Raw genomic sequence first — 15,269 nt, forward strand, 5'->3', positions numbered from 1 at the left:
AGACCTGTTCTGATGTCGGGGCTGACTAAGCCGACATACGAAGATCGATCAGCTAAACTGCGCAATTGTCATCATACGAACAAGATCGGAAAGTGTCTTTGCCTGCATCTTCATCATCGCATTAGCGCGATAGACCTCCACGGTGCGCGGGCTTATCTCGAGATCGAACGCGATGACCTTATTGGCCTTGCCAGATACAAGCCCGTCCACCACTTCGCGCTCTCTTGCCGACAGCGATCCGATGCGCTCGAACACTTCGTTTCGTTCGGCTTGAAGTTGGTTGTCCTCCAACTTTTCGGCAGAAGCTTTGCGGATAGCTGAAAGGATTACCTCGTCCTCGAAGGGCTTCTCGATGAAGTCGGACGCGCCTGCTTTCATCGCCTGAATAGCGAGCGGAACGTCCGCATGTCCGGTAATTACGATGACCGGAACTGCGGCGTCACGCTGTTTTAGTTTTTTAGCAAGTTCGACACCGCTAGTGCCAGGCATGCGCACATCGGTGACCACGCAGGCACCTGCCAGCGCCGGAGAGGATTGCAGAAAAGCGTCAGACGACCCGAACGAGCGCACTCGGATGCCGGCGACATCGAGTAAGAATTCAAGAGAATGGCGAGCGCTCTCGTCATCATCGATCACATAGACAATCTGATCGTTCGCTCCGCTATTCGCCATCGTAAAGTTCCTGACTTGTAACACATTGGAGCGTGAAGCCGAATTCCGCGCCAACACTCTGTGCTTCTTGCGCCCAGATCCGCCCGCCATGCGCCTCGACGATCGTGCGGGAGATCGACAGGCCCACGCCAATACCCGTGCGCTTGGTGGTGATGAAGGGTTGAAACAACTTCTCGGCCACATCGGGATCAATTCCTGGACCGGTGTCGGTCACTACGACCGCGGCCATTCCACCATCGGTCGGTTCGATCGAGATCGTCAGGTGGCGTTGCAGGGCCGCAGAGTCCGCCATCGCGTCGACGGCATTACGCACAAGATTAAGGACCACCTGCTGAATTTGCACCTTGTCCGCCAGCACCAAGTTGACCTCGGAACTGAACGCGTACTGGACGCGGATGCCGTGCTCCTTGGCGCCGACCAGTGCCAGCGCGCTTGCCTCCTCGACGAGCTTCGGCAGGCTTTCGATGGTTCGTTCAGTTTCGCCGCGGGCCACCAAGTCTCGAAGTCGTCGGATGATATCGCCTGCGCGCAGCGCTTCGGTTGCGGCTCGATCGACAGCGTCTGCCACGCGCTCATGCGGGACGTCTTGGCGCTTAAGCAGCATTCGGCTGCCCTTGAGGTAGTTTGCGATCGCCGACAGCGGCTGATTGATTTCGTGCGCGAGAGCCGAAGCCATTTCGCCTAGAGCGGTGAGCCGGGAGACGTGCACCAGTTCGCTTTGCAGTTCCTGTAGTCTCGTTTCCGCCTGCTGACGTTCGGTTAGATCGCGGATGAAACCGGTGAAAAAGCGCTGCCCCTGGGCCTTCATCTCGCCCACCGCCAATTCAAGCGGGAAGGTAGAACCGTCATTGCGGGCGCCGACGACGACGCGTCCCTTACCGATGATGCGCCGTTCGCCCGTTCGATAGTAGCGCTCGAGATAGCTGTCATGCGCGCTGCGATAGGGATCGGGCATCAACACGCTGACATTGCGTCCGGCGATCTCATCCGCCTTCCATCCAAACATGCGTTCGGCGGCGAGGCTGAAATCGTGAATCAGACCTGCTTCGTCGATCACGACCATCGCATCGGGCACGGTATCGAGGATCGATCGCAGAAGAGCTTCGCGGCGCCCGAGCGCGGTCGCCGCCGCTTCTGTCTCGATCCGCGCGCGCTGGAACCATTCCCCGCCTATCGCCACCGAAATACCGATGAGCACGAAGGCCGCCGCTGCGATCAGGCTTCCGCTCTCGATCAGTCCGCTCAAGCTGTCGCACCAAAGTCCCGCGGCAGCGCCCGCTACAGCCGCGAGACCACCGGCGCGAAAGCCGGAAAGAGCGCTCGCGACCACGACGCCAGGCACGAAGAAAATGAACGTGGCGCGCTGACCTAGTTCGTCGGCGAACAGCAGACGGACTGCCACTGCCGCTCCTATCGCCATCAGGGCAAGCACCAACGCGGTCGAGAACGACAGTCGCGGCAGGAACCGGCTGACGAAGCTGGTGCGCCCTACCTCCGGTGAAGCCCTTAGGGTGCTCACAGTAGGGTGATCATCCAAATTTCGCGCTTTCGTTCGTCGCCGTAGATAAGCCCAACAGCGGCGCTTCTCGCAAAGGTGCTGCCAAGCGGAGAAGTTTCAATGACTGCACCTTTCATCGATCTGAGCGTCCACCACAACCCTCGCGGGCTCTCCGACCGGACCGCATTCGGCTTCACCAAAGCACTGCGCTGGACGGCCGACACCTTTTTTGCCGAGCGCTACGGACACCGAGCCGTCGTGCTCGAAACCGTGGCAGCCGTGCCCGGCATGGTCGGCGCTACGATCAATCACCTCGCCTGCCTGCGCCGCATGTGCGACGACAAAGGCTGGATCAAGACCCTCATGGATGAAGCCGAAAATGAGCGCATGCATCTGATGACCTTCATCGAAGTCTCGCAGCCGACCTGGTTCGAACGCGCGGTGATCATCGGCGTGCAATGGGTGTTCTACCTTTTTTTCTTCGCGCTCTACCTGATCAGCTCGAAGACCGCGCACCGGGTGGTGGGCTACTTCGAAGAAGAGGCGGTGATCAGCTACACGCATTATCTCGCCGAGATCGACGAGGATCGCAGCCCGAACGTGCCGGCACCCGAGATCGCCAAGCGCTATTGGGGTCTGCCCGACGACGCCACCTTGCGCGACGTGGTCCTAGTGGTCCGTGCCGACGAGGCGCACCACCGCGACGTGAACCACGGCTTCGCCAACGAACTTGCAGGTCTTCCGGTGGGCGAGGTCGCCGAATGCCCGCCGCACGTGACGCTCGAACCGAACTGGAAGAAGGCGGCCTGACCCAGGTCGCCGCTGAGGGAAGACGGATCATGATCAATCGAGAAGCAATTTTGCTGTTCATCGGCGATCGGCCGGTCCTGTCTTCCCTCCAGTTCTCACTGGCGGTCGAAGGTTTCCAGGTCGTCGACGCGGCGGCTGACGAAATCGATCCCACAGTCGCCGCCGCGCTCGTCATCGATCAGACCTATCTTGGCGATGGTGTGGCAGTCCTTCGCGACTTGCGAATGCAAGGCTTCATGGTGCCGGCGATCGTCCTTGCAACCAATCCGAATGCCGAGCTTCGCGCTCGCGTAAACGCAATGAGCGCCGAGCTGATCGAGAAACCGCTTCTCGGCGATGAACTCAGCCACGCCATTCGTGCCCTGCTCGCAATTCGAAAGGCAGCCTGACATGAAAGTCGATCTTACTCCGGATCTCGAACCTTACAAACGCACGGCGGCATTCACCCAATCCACCGTGCCGGCGGGCCTGCTCGCCGATCACTCGACCAAGGATGGGGTCTGGGGCCTCATCCATGTGGAGGAGGGCAAGCTGCGTTATCTCGTGACCGATCCCCGCCGCACATCGACCGACGAGGTGCTCACGCCCGACACCGCACCCGGTCTGGTCGAACCCACGATCCTCCACCGGGTAGAGCCGATCGGCACGGTGACGTTCTACGTCGAGTTCCTGCGCGATCCGCAACACGGCGGCAAGAAAACCGCTCCGGCGGACCAAGGGGAGCAGGTATGACTCATGGTGCCACCCAGTCCAAGTCCAAGGCGGACACACGGGCCCGCGCGCACCAGAAGCGAGCCGAGAAACGCGCGGCTGCAGAGGATATCGGTGTTGATGCTGAGTTCATCGATGATCTCGTCGAAGCCTTCTACGCCAAGATCCGCGAGGACAGCCTGCTCGGACCGATCTTCGCGGGGCGCATCGCCGATTGGCCATCGCACCTCACCCGCATGAAGGCATTCTGGCGTTCGGTGCTCCACAATAGCGGCGAGTTTTCGGGCAATCCCATGCTCAAACACCTCGCGATCCCGGGTCTCGAGCTCAGGCATTTCGAGCACTGGCTCGATCTCTTTTACGAGACATTGCGGGATGCCGAAGGCCAGCACGCGGCGACCGAACTCGTCGGTGCCCGGGCGAGGATGATCGCCGACAGCCTGTTAACTGCAATCACAATGCGCCGCGACGGATTGGCCGGAGGGCGCGCAGGAAAGGATTTGCCCCATGTCTGATACTGCTCTTGAAGTTCTCGCAAGCACACCGCTGCGCGGCAAGCGAGATCCCTCGCCCGATGTGGTGGTCCCGCTCGCTCGAATCGAGGCCAACGACAACGAGGCGGTTGCCGCGCCGCAACAACCCGAAGCGCGAATGTTCGAATTACCGGCCAATGTCTGGCGAGCGATGATCACCTGTTATGCCGTCTTCCTCCTTGCCCTGCTCGGGGCCACAGGCGGTGCGCATGCGGGGTTCGCGATCGCCATTGCGGCCATCTATGTCGCGATGTTCTTTGGAACGGCGCGCACTATGCTGCGCCAATCGCCTCCGCAGCCCCTCAGCGCGCTCGAACGTCGAGGGGCAGTTCTCCAAACTGCCTACGGCCGCTGGCGCGCGACGAGGTCTTTGTCCAGGTGCTCATCGTTCCTGCCGCCGTCGCATTCTTCGGGGTAGGGATCGCTGTCATCACCGCGGTAGTAAAATGAACCAAGAAAACTCAATTTAGGGCGAGGAAACATCCAATGTTCTGTCCCGATTGCGGTGAACCCGCACCTCCTGGACCACTAGATGTGCGGAGATGTGCGCCGAGGTTTCATGCCAAAAATGATGTATCGTCGAGCATACTCTCTCGGTTTCTGGCTTGGTTGCATGGACTACAAAATGACTTTGATAAGTCCGCGAAGTCATCCCGCGCCTGCTCGGGAACACTCCAGGCACCGGATCGCGGGTCTGCGCAGAAAGGCGCTTGGGATGGATCGAGAGACTTGTGACCCACGAATACGACAACTCGCTCAATCCCGAAGCGTTCTGAGCGGCCGCGGCCAAGGTTCTGGCGGTGCAACGCTCGGCTCGAGAAGGGTCGTTAGACATGCAGGACGCCCGTTTGAAGCGAGCCGAATTACTGCCGCCTTCTACGTTCTCGGCACTGTAGCAGCGACCGCACGAGTCTCGGCTGGCTTTTTAATCGGTGAGCAGCAGGCAGTGCTCGCTGTCGCAGGAGCGGCGTGGTTCGGAGCGTTCGACTTGTTTCTGTCTCAGCATATTTCGATACCCCTTTCGGCGAGAAACGACGGGGCAGGCGAGAACGGGTCATGACACCCTTCCGACGCGAGTTATGGACTATAGTGTTCGCCGCTTCAGCGTTCGCTTTCCTCTTCTCGCTCTCGTTCGTTGCGACGCCGGTGAAATTCCTTGCAGCGGATGTACCGATTGCACACCTGCTCGCGGTGGGAAGGGTCACTTTTCGCGCATCGCTAGGAGGGGAGTGCGTCATGTTGGCCGCCCTTTCCTTCGTAGCGCGTGGTCGGCTACGGTGGCTGATCTTCTGGGCATCCGCAATTCTGCTCGTTCAATGGCTTATCCTCATGCCCCGACTGGAGGAGCGCACGCTGGCCCTCATCGCGGGCGCCGTAGTCGAACCTTCTTCGCTCCATCATTGGTGGATCATTCTGGATGTAGCCCGGATGGGGATTTATGCATGGGTCCTGCGCAAGGCTGCGCATTACCTGCTGTCCTCTGAACCGAAGGATTGCTTGGAAAGCTGAGATGCGAAGCCTACGTGTGGACGATGGAAGCGTCCGCACCCAAAGACGAGTTGAATTTTTGCCAAGCCTGTTCGGTGCGGAATCGGGCGATCTGCGCCGATCTTGAAGACGACGAGATAGCCCTGCTTAACAAGATCGGCCGGCGAAGAAATCTGGAAGCCGGCGAATCACTCTTATGGGCGGGCGACGAGGCGGTCCTCGTCGCGAACGTCGTATCGGGAGTTCTCAAGCTTTCTACCCAAACGAGCGACGGTCGTGAGCAGATCCTTGGCCTGGCCTACCCGTCCGACTTCCTCGGCCGACCCTTCAGCGATACGACTCCCTACAATGCCGAGGCGCTTTCCGACTCCGTGGTCTGCGTGTTCCGACGTCCCGATTTTGAGCGCTTTGCCCTTGAACACTCCAAACTCGAGCACAAGCTTCTCGAGCGGACCCTGAGCGAACTCGACCGGACCCGGCGCTGGATTCTCTTGCTCGGCCGGATGAATGCCGAAGAGAGACTGGCAACCTTGCTGCTGGAAATCGGCGCGCGTTCCGTCGCCGCGACCTGTCGAAATTCCATCCGAACCGATCCGGACCGGTTCGAACTCCCGATGTCGCGCCAGCAGATTGCGGACATCCTCGGTCTCACTATTGAAACCGTCAGTCGGCAGTTTACCAAGATGCGGGAGGACGGCGTCATCAAGGTCAGCGAGCGCAGAAACATTACTATCTGCAAGCGAGATGTGCTGGAAAACCTCGCGGCGTAGTCAGCACACGCCGGTGGCCGAGAACCCTTAGCCGTCCTCGAAGCCAAGACAGCTGTTTGACCTGAATCAATGAATTGCTCCCGCGTGACTGGAATCGCAGACCCGTCATTAGATGCCGGGATTTCCACTCATGTCGCAGGTCGAGCCATTCGAGCATTTTGCGAAAACGATACTGCCGCCAGATCTGCATGTATCGTGCATCAAGCGTCTCCAGTCTTTGGGGCGAATTCACCATGTGGGGCCAGGAGAACTGGCAGAACTCAATGAAGGAAGCCATAGGTGGGTGGTCTTCTTTTCAGCCGGAGCCGCGAAGCTGGTCGCTCATGTTGGAGTGGATCGTGAGCATATCGTCTGTTTCGCCTTCGGTGGTGAATTCCTTGCCCTTTCGCCAGCCTCGCAGACACATCACGCCCTTCATGCTCTTACCGCATGCCGTCTGATTGCATTCCCGGCACGAGAATTTATGCGGGTGGCGACCGAGTGCGGTAATGCAGCTTGCAGTATCTTCGACAGGTCGCTTCTAGCGCTGGATCGAGCCCGCGAAGAGTCGGTACTACTGGGAAGGAAAACGGCGCGCGAGCGCATGGCGAGCTTCCTGCTTACGATGGTGGAAAGGATCGGGGAGCATCGAGGCGAGGCCATCTCGCTTATCCTGCCAATGTCTCGTCGCGAAATTGCTGACAGTCTAGGCCTGACTATCGAAACGGTCAGTCGTCAGCTCACCGAACTGCGCAATAGTGGTATCATCGCAAGCCAGGGTCGATTTGAAATTCTGATCCTCGATAGGGTCAGCCTCCGCGAATGTGCTGCGCTAGTGCCCTGGATCGCTTGAATCTTTCTGATTTGATCTGAGTCAATGCGGTTCCGGTTGGGGCCGCATAGGGACGCTAATAAATCATCCGGAGTCTCTGATGCAGGCGGAAGCAGCCCTTGGGCGGGCGGGCCTATGGTTCGGCGTCCTTTCCCTCTCGATAGTGTTTGTAGCGACCGCGCGTGACCCTGGCTTTGCCGCACACGCGACGATCATCGGCATTATCGCTTTCGCCTTGATGTGCATGTCGGCTGCGCGGTTCGATCCTCTAGGAAAGGCGCGTGGCTTCTTCCGCATGCCCGAGGGCTTGACCCGCTATGACGATGACCCGGTAAGGTGGGGCGTCCTTGCCACCATGTTCTGGGCAATCGTGGGAATGCTCGCCGGCGTATTTATCGCTTCGCAGCTGGCATTTCCGCAGCTCAATTTCGAACCCTATTTCAACTTCGGGCGGGTCAGGCCGCTCCATACGTCTGCGGTAATCTTCGCATTCGGCGGTAACATCCTCATCGCCAGCAGCTTCTACGTCGTGCAGCGCACCTGTCGGGCGCAGCTCGCCTTCCCCGCGCTCGCCCGCTTCGTATTCTGGGGCTATCAGCTGTTCATCGTTCTGGCCGCCTCGGGATACCTCTTCGGCGTGACGCAGAGCCGTGAATATGCCGAGCCCGAGTGGTACGTGGATCTGTGGCTGACGATCGTCTGGGTGGCTTACCTCATCGTCTTCGTCGGCACACTTGCGCGCCGGACCGAGCCGCACATCTACGTGGCGAACTGGTTCTACCTTTCCTTTATCATCACCATCGCGATGCTGCACATCGTCAACAACTTGGCAGTGCCGGTTTCCTTGAACGGCTCGCTGTCCTTCTCCGCGTTCGCAGGGGTGCAGGATGCGCTGACCCAGTGGTGGTATGGCCATAACGCAGTCGCGTTCTTCCTCACCGTGCCGTTCCTCGCGATGATGTATTACTTCGTGCCAAAGCAGGCCGAGCGGCCCGTCTACAGCTACCGTCTGTCAATCATTCACTTCTGGTCGCTGATCTTCCTCTACATATGGGCGGGGCCGCATCACCTGCACTACACGGCGTTGCCCGACTGGGCGCAAACGCTCGGCATGGTGTTCTCGGTAATCCTGTGGATGCCGAGCTGGGGCGGCATGATCAACGGCCTGATGACGCTCAACGGTGCGTGGGACAAGGTCCGCACCGATCCGATCATCCGGATGATGGTCATGGCGATGGCCTTCTACGGCATGGCGACGTTCGAAGGACCGATGCTGAGCATCAAGGCCGTCAACTCGCTGTCGCACTACACCGACTGGACCGTCGGGCATGTCCACTCCGGGGCACTGGGCTGGAACGGTCTCATTAGTTTTGCCGCAGTCTACTTCCTCGTTCCTCGGCTATGGAAGCGCGAGCGAATGTATTCGCTGCGGATGATCAACTGGCATTTCTGGCTCGCGACGCTTGGAATCGTTTTCTATGCTGCCAGCATGTGGGTGGCAGGCATCACCCAGGGGCTAATGTGGCGCGAATACGGGCCTGACGGGTATCTCGTGAACAGCTTCGCCGAGACTGTCGCGGCGCTGCATGAGCTTTACATCATCCGCGCTGTCGGCGGTGCCATGTATCTGGGTGGTGCCATCATCATGGGTTTCAATGTTTGGATGACCATCGCGGGCAAGCTGCGCGAGGAAGCGCCGATGGGCGCAATGCCTGATTACGATCCCGACAAGGATCGACCCATCGTGCGTCCCGCAACCCCCGAACCAGCCGAATAGGAAGCGCGTCATGGGCCTCGCCTCCCAGCACAAGAAGCTGGAAAAGAACATCAACCTGCTCGCGATCGGATCTTTCATAGCTGTGGCGATTGGCGGCATCGTCGAAATCGCCCCGCTGTTCTGGATCGACAACACGATCGAGGAAGTCGACGGCATGCGACCCTATACGCCGCTCGAGCAGGCGGGCCGGAACATCTACGTGCGCGAAGGTTGCTATGCCTGTCATAGCCAGATGATTCGGCCGTTCCGAGACGAGGTGGAGCGCTACGGCCACTACAGCCTGGCAGCGGAAAGCATGTACGATCACCCATTCCAATGGGGTTCGAAGCGCACCGGCCCCGATCTCGCGCGCGTCGGCGGGCGTTATTCCGACGAATGGCACGTCCAGCACCTACGCGATCCGCAGAGCGTGGTGCCCGAGAGCATTATGCCGCAATACTCTTTCCTCGGAAACACCCGGCTCGACACCAATAACGCAGAAGACATGTTGATCGCGCTGCGCCGAGTGGGTGTTCCCTACACAGACCGCGACATCGGTGAGGCCATGGCGGATATCATCCTGCAGGCAGACCCCGACAGTGATGGCGATGTCGAGGGGTTCCAGGAACGCTATCCCAAGGCGCAGGTTCGCGACTTTGACGGCGATCCCGGCCGAGTGACCGAGATGGATGCGCTCGTGGCCTATCTGCAGATGCTCGGAACGCTAGTCGATGTCGAAAGCGCGGCAGCGCAGGAGCGGCTGGCAGAGGAGAAAGGTCGATGAACCTCTACGACCAGTTGCGCCATCTTGCGGACAGCTACGGCCTGGTCGCGCTTCTTGTTCTCTTTCTCGGTCTGTGCCTGTGGGTGTTCCGGCCCGGTGCCAAGCAACACAACCGGGAAGCGGCGCGCTCGATATTTCAAGAAGAGGAAATCGAGGGATTCGGCGATGATTAATAAGCGCATCGACGAGCCGACCGGCACCGAAACCGTCGGTCACGAATGGGATGGCATCGAGGAACTCGATACCCCGATGCCGCGCTGGTGGCTCTGGACGCTCTACCTGACCATCGTCTGGGGCGTGGTCTACGTCATCCTCTATCCCGCTTGGCCGCTCGTCGACAAGGCGACAGAAGGCGTTCTCGGCTGGAGCAGTCGCGGCGAACTCGCCGATGAGATGAGCGTCGTCGACCAGGCTTGGGTCACGGTGCGCGAGGAACTGTCGCGAATTCCGATCGAGCGCCTGCCCGAGAACAGCGAACTGTTTGCTCAGGCGGTGGCCGGTGGCCGCTCCGCGTTCCAGGTGCACTGCTCCCAATGCCACGGATCAGGAGCCGCGGGCAGCCAGACGCTGGGCTACCCCAACCTCAACGACGACGACTGGATCTGGGGCGGCGATCTCAAGGCCATCGAATACACGCTGGTAAATGGCATCCGCTCGCCGGGCGTGGAGGACACCCGGGGGAGCCTAATGCCGTCGTTCGCGGACTTCTTTGAGCGCAGTCAACTCGACGCGCTCGTGAGCCATGTTCAGTCGCTCAACGGCGAGGGTCCATCGAGCGGAATGGGAGCGCAGCTCTACGAACGCAACTGCTCACTCTGCCACGGCCCGGTCGGCGAAGGAAATCGCGAGCTCGGCGCACCACGCCTCAACGATGCGATCTGGCTTTACGGGAACTCGCGCGAAGACATCCGCCGCCAGATCCTTGATCCCAGGATGGGCCGCATGCCGCACTGGAGTGGCCGCCTCGATCAGGTCACTATCAAGATGGTCTCAGCCTATGTCTGGTCGCTCGGCGGCGGAGAGGAGCTCATTGAAGTCGCCGAGGACCCCACGGTGGAGATCGATGAAGAACCGTGATTCCGCCCGGGCGTCGAGCGCTCTTCCCCGCCGCGAAGGCGAGAACCGCGACTGTTCGGTCGTCGTTGAGGACGGACGCGCGAAGACCAACGAGCCAGTATCCGGCGCCGTAGCCGAGCCGGAAGCGACCACACTTCGCCACGAGCCGCACGAGCCGCCAAGACAGCACCTCCCGACCAAGTTGTTTGAAAAGCGGACCAAGGTCCACAACAAACGCGTCGACGGTCCCTTCCGGCGGCTCAAGTGGTTTGTCATGTTCGTGACGCTGGCGATCTACTACGGCACGCCGTGGATCCGCTGGGATCGCGGACCCTACGCTCCCGATCAGGCGGTGTTGGTCGATCTGGCCAACCGACGGTTCTACATGTTCGGCATCGAGATCTGGCCACACGAATTCTACTACGTCGCTGGCTTGCTTATCATGGCGGCACTCGGCCTCTTTCTCGTCACCAGCGCGGTGGGCCGGGCGTGGTGCGGATACGCTTGCCCGCAGACGGTCTGGACCGACCTGTTCCAGCATGTCGACCGCTTCGTCGATGGTGACCGGAACGCCCGCATTAGGCTAGACGCAGCCCCGCTCGGACCGAAGAAGATCACCAAGCGGAGCTTCAAGTACACGATCTACCTCGTCATCAGCTTCTGGACCGGCGGCGCTTGGATCATGTATTTCGCCGACGCGCCTACGCTGGTGCGCGACTTCTGGGTGGGCGAGGCGGCACCCGCGGCCTACATCACCGTGGCGATCCTTACACTCACCACCTTCACGCTTGGCGGCTTCATGCGCGAACAGGTGTGCATCTACATGTGTCCCTGGCCGCGCATCCAGACGGCGATGATGGACGAGAAGTCGCTCCTGGTGACCTACAAGGACTGGCGCGGTGAACCGCGCGGCAGCGTCAAGAAGGCGGAGAAGAACCCCGGCAAGTTCGGCGACTGCATCGATTGCCTACAGTGTGTGGCCGTATGTCCAACGGGGATCGACATTCGCGAAGGACCGCAAGTCGGCTGCATCACCTGCGCCCTGTGCATCGACGCCTGCGATAAGGTAATGGCCGAAGTGGGGCGACCACGCGGCCTGATCGACTACGCGACACTCGAGGACTGCGAGAAGGAAGCGAACGGGGAAGCGACGCGGCCGCCGTGGAAGGCCCTGCTGCGGCCGAGGACCATCGCCTATTTCCTCATTTGGGGAAGCATTGGGCTTGCAATGCTGTTTGCGCTGGGCGCGCGCAGCCATGTAGGCCTGTCGGTCTCGCCTGACCGCAATCCGCCCTACATCCTTATGAGCGACGGATCGGTGCGTAATTCCTATACTCTCAAGCTGCGGAACATGGAGAGCCGGCCGCGCGAGATGGAGATAGGGCTTCAGGGTCTTCCCGGCGCCGTGATGTGGACCGACACCACCGGGCGCGACGCGGCTGCCCGCACGCAGATCAAGATGGTTCCGGCAGACCAAGTGCTCGCAGTTCGCGCCTACGTCATAGCACCCAAAGGAGCGGACACGCAGGAGTTCAGCTTCCGCGTGACATCTCGGGACGAACAGCGGGAGAGCACTCAAACCGAAGCGCGCTTCGATACGCCGGGAGGCGGCGAATGAAGAGCGAATTCACCGGCAAGCACATGGCCGTGATCATCGTGTCCGGCTTCATCATCATTATTGCGGTAAACCTGTTCATGGCCACGCTGGCCGTTCGCGGATTCGGAGGCGTGGTGGTCCAGAACTCCTATGTCGCCAGCCAGGAATTCAACGGCTGGCTTGAGGCTGCCGAGCGTCAAGAAGGGCTAGGATGGACAGTGGAGATGTCGCACAGCAATAACGGCCATCTCATTGTCGAGACCACCTCGGTGCCTTCCGAGTCCACCGTCGTTGCGGTCACCCGTCGACCGCTAGGGAAGCCCGAAACCACTCAGCTTCGTTTTATTGAGGCGACACCCGGAAATCACGTATCGCTGGAGCCGCTGGAGCCCGGGCGCTGGATTGTCCGGCTAACCATCACTTCACCCGATGGCCTGACTTGGTCGACGGAAGATCACATGAAGTGAATGCCCCGATAGCCCTAGATGCAACTGATCGCCCCGAGCTCACAGACAGCCGCTTCACCGTACCGGGCATGCGCTGCGCCGGTTGCATCGGCAAGATCGAGCGAGGCTTGCGGGATGTCGAGGGGGTAGAGGCAGCGCGCGTCAATTTCTCCGCGAAACGGGTCGCTGTTCGGCACGACAGGACGCTGGATGAGGACGCATTGGTTGCCGCGCTCGAAAGGCTCGGCTTCGAAGCACAGGCCGCCCATGCCAACCCGCTCGGACAAGATGACGCCGAGAGCCGAACCCTGCTGCGTTCTCTCGCCGTCGCAGGGTTCGGCATGATGAACATCATGTTGCTCTCGGTCAGCGTCTGGTCGGGGGCGGGCGGTGTCACGAGGGAGCTGTTCCATTGGCTCTCGGCGCTGATCGCGCTTCCGGTGGTTGCCTATGCCGGGCGTCCGTTCTTTTCGAGCGCAGCAATGGCGCTGCGGCATCGCCGGACGAACATGGATGTGCCGATCTCCATCGGCGTCCTCCTCGCTACGGGACTGAGCACCTACGAGACTGTTACCGGAGGCGAGCACGCCTATTTTGACAGCGCAGTCATGCTGCTGTTCTTCCTGCTGGCCGGACGCGCACTCGATGCGACCATGCGAAACAAGACCCGCGCGGGGATTGGGGCACTGCTATCCCGGATGGGAAAGACAGCGCGTGTCTTGGTGGAAGACGGATCTACAAGAACGGTTGCTGCGGAAGATCTCGAGCCGGATATGCTGATGCTTGTCGCAGCTGGCGAGGTGCTGGCTGCTGATGGAGTGATCGAAGACGGTCGAAGCTCTATCGACAACGCAATGCTGACAGGTGAAAGCACGCCTCAGTCCTTGGCCAAGGACGATCAGGTCCATGCCGGCGCTATAAACCTGGCCAATCCCATCCGTGTGCGCGTCACTGCTGCCTCGTCCGATACGGTGATAGCCGAAATCGCTCGGTTGATGGACGAGGCCGGGCAGTCGCGTAGTCACTATGTGCGCATTGCCGATCGCGCCTCGCGCCTTTACGCGCCGGCGGTTCATACCCTCGCGCTGGTGGCATTCGGGGGGTGGATGATTGCGGGCGTCGGTTTATACCAATCGCTGGTCATCGCTATTGCCGTACTCATTATCACCTGTCCCTGCGCCATGGGACTGGCAGTTCCCGCAGCGCAAGTGGTGGCGTCAGGCGTTCTTGCAAAGCGCGGCCTGCTGGTGAAGGACGGAAGCGCACTCGAACGGCTGGCGGAGGTCGATACCGCCCTGTTCGACAAGACTGGCACGCTGACGTTAGGAGAGCCGATCCCACAGATCGATCGCTTGTCGAGCGAACAAAAATCCGTCGCTCTCGGGCTGGCGCAAGCCAGTCGCCATCCCTTGAGCAGGGGTCTCGCCACCGCGCTTGAGACTGAAGGTGTCACGCCCGCTGCCGTCGGTTCGATTTCCGAGGTGGGCGGGGAGGGCATCAGCGGTGACTGGTTCGGCACCTGCGTTGCCTTGGCGCGGACCGACATCGTCGGTGATGGACTGTCCACGACCCTTCGGCTCGGAGAATGTTTGATCGCCATTCCTTTTGTCGATCCGATGCGGCCAGATGTCGCCGAAACCCTCACCGCTCTTCGTGCCAGCGGTATCGACAGCCGCATCATCTCCGGTGATCGGCAAGCCCCCGTGGGAGCGCTTGCCGATGAACTTGGCATCGCAGGCGATGCCGAAATGCGCCCGAACAGCAAGCTGGCGCTACTCGATGCTCTGAAAGCCGATGGGCGCCGCCCGCTCATGGTCGGCGATGGGATCAATGACGGCCCGGCTCTGGCCGCCGCCCATGCATCGATCGCACCCGGCAGTGCGAGCGACGTCAGTCAGCAAGCCGCCGACGCGGTATTCCTGGGTAGGGCTCTGATGCCGGTCGCACTCGCAGTAAGGGTGGCGCGCCGTACGATGCGTATCGTTCGCCAGAACTTCGGTTTCGCCATTGGCTACAATGTGGTGGCGGTGCCGCTCGCGCTGGCGGGTCTCGTGACGCCACTGATCGCCGCGATCGCAATGTCACTCAGCTCACTGATCGTCGTGGGAAATTCGCTTCGCTTAGCAAGCGCGGCAAAGAGCCCCTCGGCATGAGCGTTCTAGTCTATCTGATCCCAGTCGCTCTCGCATTGGGCGGTGCGGGTCTCTTCCTGTTCTTCTGGGCCATGCGCAACGGTCAATTCGAGGATCTCGACGGGGCGGCGAACCGGATTCTGATTGATGACGAGGAAGAAGTCACCCCCGCAAGCGGCGAACCACGGGAAATCGGCTCGTGAAG

At 60.5% G+C, this 15,269-nt stretch carries 19 protein-coding genes; 17 read left to right on the forward strand and 2 right to left on the reverse strand.

What is annotated here, in order from left to right; all coding sequences use genetic code 11:
- Positions 1-48: 48 nt before the first annotated feature.
- Together fixJ and GRI62_RS12365 are read right to left on the reverse strand one after the other, a co-directional pair.
- Positions 49-672, reverse strand: a complete 624-nt coding sequence (gene fixJ / locus GRI62_RS12360) for a response regulator FixJ (protein WP_131453617.1) — start codon at positions 670-672, stop codon at positions 49-51.
- Positions 662-2,074 carry a sensor histidine kinase gene (locus tag GRI62_RS12365; protein ID WP_308420836.1) on the reverse strand — a complete coding sequence of 471 codons (1,413 nt, stop codon included), beginning with the start codon at positions 2,072-2,074 and terminating at the stop codon, positions 662-664. The genes fixJ and GRI62_RS12365 overlap by 11 nt, the downstream gene beginning before the upstream one ends.
- A gap of 216 nt (positions 2,075-2,290) precedes the next feature.
- Between GRI62_RS12365 and GRI62_RS12370 the strand changes: the two genes are divergently transcribed.
- The 17 genes from GRI62_RS12370 (at position 2,291) to ccoS (ending at position 15,267) form a co-directional block, all read left to right on the forward strand.
- Positions 2,291-2,980, forward strand: a complete 690-nt coding sequence (locus GRI62_RS12370; RefSeq protein WP_131453619.1) for an alternative oxidase — start codon at positions 2,291-2,293, stop codon at positions 2,978-2,980.
- 29 nt (positions 2,981-3,009) lie between these two features.
- Positions 3,010-3,369: a response regulator gene (locus tag GRI62_RS12375; protein ID WP_131453915.1), complete on the forward strand. Its 360-nt coding sequence runs from the start codon at positions 3,010-3,012 to the stop codon at positions 3,367-3,369.
- Position 3,370: 1 nt separating this feature from the next.
- Positions 3,371-3,712, forward strand: a complete 342-nt coding sequence (locus GRI62_RS12380) for a DUF1971 domain-containing protein (protein WP_131453620.1) — start codon at positions 3,371-3,373, stop codon at positions 3,710-3,712.
- The gene (locus tag GRI62_RS12385) at positions 3,709-4,206 is read left to right on the forward strand and encodes a group III truncated hemoglobin (RefSeq protein ID WP_199799942.1); all 498 of its coding nucleotides are present in this window, start codon (positions 3,709-3,711) and stop codon (positions 4,204-4,206) included. The genes GRI62_RS12380 and GRI62_RS12385 overlap by 4 nt, the downstream gene beginning before the upstream one ends.
- Entirely contained in the window at positions 4,199-4,642 is a 444-nt protein-coding gene (locus tag GRI62_RS12390; protein ID WP_131453621.1) for a hypothetical protein, read from the forward strand. Before GRI62_RS12385 ends, GRI62_RS12390 begins: the two co-directional genes overlap by 8 nt.
- 297 nt (positions 4,643-4,939) lie before the next feature.
- Entirely contained in the window at positions 4,940-5,284 is a 345-nt protein-coding gene (locus GRI62_RS14715) for an NnrS family protein (protein WP_160731884.1), read from the forward strand.
- 29 nt (positions 5,285-5,313) lie between these two features.
- Entirely contained in the window at positions 5,314-5,733 is a 420-nt protein-coding gene (locus GRI62_RS12400) for a hypothetical protein (RefSeq protein WP_131453623.1), read from the forward strand.
- Positions 5,734-5,756: 23 nt separating this feature from the next.
- A complete protein-coding gene (locus GRI62_RS12405; protein WP_188669389.1) occupies positions 5,757-6,482 on the forward strand; it encodes a Crp/Fnr family transcriptional regulator in 726 nt (241 codons plus the stop codon).
- A 130-nt stretch (positions 6,483-6,612) separates the two neighbouring features.
- Complete coding sequence (locus GRI62_RS12410; RefSeq protein WP_160731885.1) at positions 6,613-7,314, forward strand: helix-turn-helix domain-containing protein; 702 nt, start codon at positions 6,613-6,615, stop codon at positions 7,312-7,314.
- Between the two features lie 79 nt (positions 7,315-7,393).
- Positions 7,394-9,070: a cytochrome-c oxidase, cbb3-type subunit I gene (gene ccoN / locus GRI62_RS12415; protein ID WP_131453625.1), complete on the forward strand. Its 1,677-nt coding sequence runs from the start codon at positions 7,394-7,396 to the stop codon at positions 9,068-9,070.
- Positions 9,071-9,080: 10 nt separating this feature from the next.
- The gene (gene ccoO, locus GRI62_RS12420) at positions 9,081-9,833 is read left to right on the forward strand and encodes a cytochrome-c oxidase, cbb3-type subunit II (RefSeq protein WP_131453626.1); all 753 of its coding nucleotides are present in this window, start codon (positions 9,081-9,083) and stop codon (positions 9,831-9,833) included.
- Complete coding sequence (locus GRI62_RS12425; protein ID WP_131453627.1) at positions 9,830-10,006, forward strand: cbb3-type cytochrome c oxidase subunit 3; 177 nt, start codon at positions 9,830-9,832, stop codon at positions 10,004-10,006. Before ccoO ends, GRI62_RS12425 begins: the two co-directional genes overlap by 4 nt.
- Positions 9,999-10,910 (forward strand): cytochrome-c oxidase, cbb3-type subunit III, encoded by a 912-nt coding sequence (gene ccoP, locus GRI62_RS12430; protein ID WP_131453628.1) that lies wholly within the window; start codon positions 9,999-10,001, stop codon positions 10,908-10,910. Before GRI62_RS12425 ends, ccoP begins: the two co-directional genes overlap by 8 nt.
- Complete coding sequence (ccoG, locus tag GRI62_RS12435; RefSeq protein WP_131453629.1) at positions 10,897-12,507, forward strand: cytochrome c oxidase accessory protein CcoG; 1,611 nt, start codon at positions 10,897-10,899, stop codon at positions 12,505-12,507. Before ccoP ends, ccoG begins: the two co-directional genes overlap by 14 nt.
- Complete coding sequence (locus GRI62_RS12440) at positions 12,504-12,953, forward strand: FixH family protein (protein WP_131453630.1); 450 nt, start codon at positions 12,504-12,506, stop codon at positions 12,951-12,953. Before ccoG ends, GRI62_RS12440 begins: the two co-directional genes overlap by 4 nt.
- Positions 12,950-15,085 carry a heavy metal translocating P-type ATPase gene (locus GRI62_RS12445; protein WP_131453918.1) on the forward strand — a complete coding sequence of 712 codons (2,136 nt, stop codon included), beginning with the start codon at positions 12,950-12,952 and terminating at the stop codon, positions 15,083-15,085. Before GRI62_RS12440 ends, GRI62_RS12445 begins: the two co-directional genes overlap by 4 nt.
- Positions 15,082-15,267 (forward strand): cbb3-type cytochrome oxidase assembly protein CcoS, encoded by a 186-nt coding sequence (gene ccoS, locus GRI62_RS12450; protein WP_131453631.1) that lies wholly within the window; start codon positions 15,082-15,084, stop codon positions 15,265-15,267. Before GRI62_RS12445 ends, ccoS begins: the two co-directional genes overlap by 4 nt.
- Positions 15,268-15,269 lie beyond the last annotated feature (2 nt).

The sequence above is a fragment of the Aurantiacibacter arachoides genome (assembly GCF_009827335.1).
Lineage (GTDB): Bacteria > Pseudomonadota > Alphaproteobacteria > Sphingomonadales > Sphingomonadaceae > Alteraurantiacibacter > Alteraurantiacibacter arachoides.

Excerpts from the sequence above, each read along its gene's own strand:
- fixJ (WP_131453617.1), bottom strand. The coding sequence starts at position 672 with ATGGCGAATAGCGGAGCGAACGATCAGATTGTCTATGTGATCGATGAT.
- GRI62_RS12370 (WP_131453619.1), top strand. The coding sequence starts at position 2,291 with ATGACTGCACCTTTCATCGATCTGAGCGTCCACCACAACCCTCGCGGG.
- GRI62_RS12375 (WP_131453915.1), top strand. The coding sequence starts at position 3,010 with ATGATCAATCGAGAAGCAATTTTGCTGTTCATCGGCGATCGGCCGGTC.
- GRI62_RS12380 (WP_131453620.1), top strand. The coding sequence starts at position 3,371 with ATGAAAGTCGATCTTACTCCGGATCTCGAACCTTACAAACGCACGGCG.
- GRI62_RS12385 (WP_199799942.1), top strand. The coding sequence starts at position 3,709 with ATGACTCATGGTGCCACCCAGTCCAAGTCCAAGGCGGACACACGGGCC.
- GRI62_RS12390 (WP_131453621.1), top strand. The coding sequence starts at position 4,199 with ATGTCTGATACTGCTCTTGAAGTTCTCGCAAGCACACCGCTGCGCGGC.
- GRI62_RS14715 (WP_160731884.1), top strand. The coding sequence starts at position 4,940 with ATGGATCGAGAGACTTGTGACCCACGAATACGACAACTCGCTCAATCC.
- GRI62_RS12405 (WP_188669389.1), top strand. The coding sequence starts at position 5,757 with ATGGAAGCGTCCGCACCCAAAGACGAGTTGAATTTTTGCCAAGCCTGT.
- GRI62_RS12410 (WP_160731885.1), top strand. The coding sequence starts at position 6,613 with ATGTCGCAGGTCGAGCCATTCGAGCATTTTGCGAAAACGATACTGCCG.
- ccoN (WP_131453625.1), top strand. The coding sequence starts at position 7,394 with ATGCAGGCGGAAGCAGCCCTTGGGCGGGCGGGCCTATGGTTCGGCGTC.
- ccoO (WP_131453626.1), top strand. The coding sequence starts at position 9,081 with ATGGGCCTCGCCTCCCAGCACAAGAAGCTGGAAAAGAACATCAACCTG.
- GRI62_RS12425 (WP_131453627.1), top strand. The coding sequence starts at position 9,830 with ATGAACCTCTACGACCAGTTGCGCCATCTTGCGGACAGCTACGGCCTG.
- ccoP (WP_131453628.1), top strand. The coding sequence starts at position 9,999 with ATGATTAATAAGCGCATCGACGAGCCGACCGGCACCGAAACCGTCGGT.
- ccoG (WP_131453629.1), top strand. The coding sequence starts at position 10,897 with ATGAAGAACCGTGATTCCGCCCGGGCGTCGAGCGCTCTTCCCCGCCGC.
- GRI62_RS12440 (WP_131453630.1), top strand. The coding sequence starts at position 12,504 with ATGAAGAGCGAATTCACCGGCAAGCACATGGCCGTGATCATCGTGTCC.
- ccoS (WP_131453631.1), top strand. The coding sequence starts at position 15,082 with ATGAGCGTTCTAGTCTATCTGATCCCAGTCGCTCTCGCATTGGGCGGT.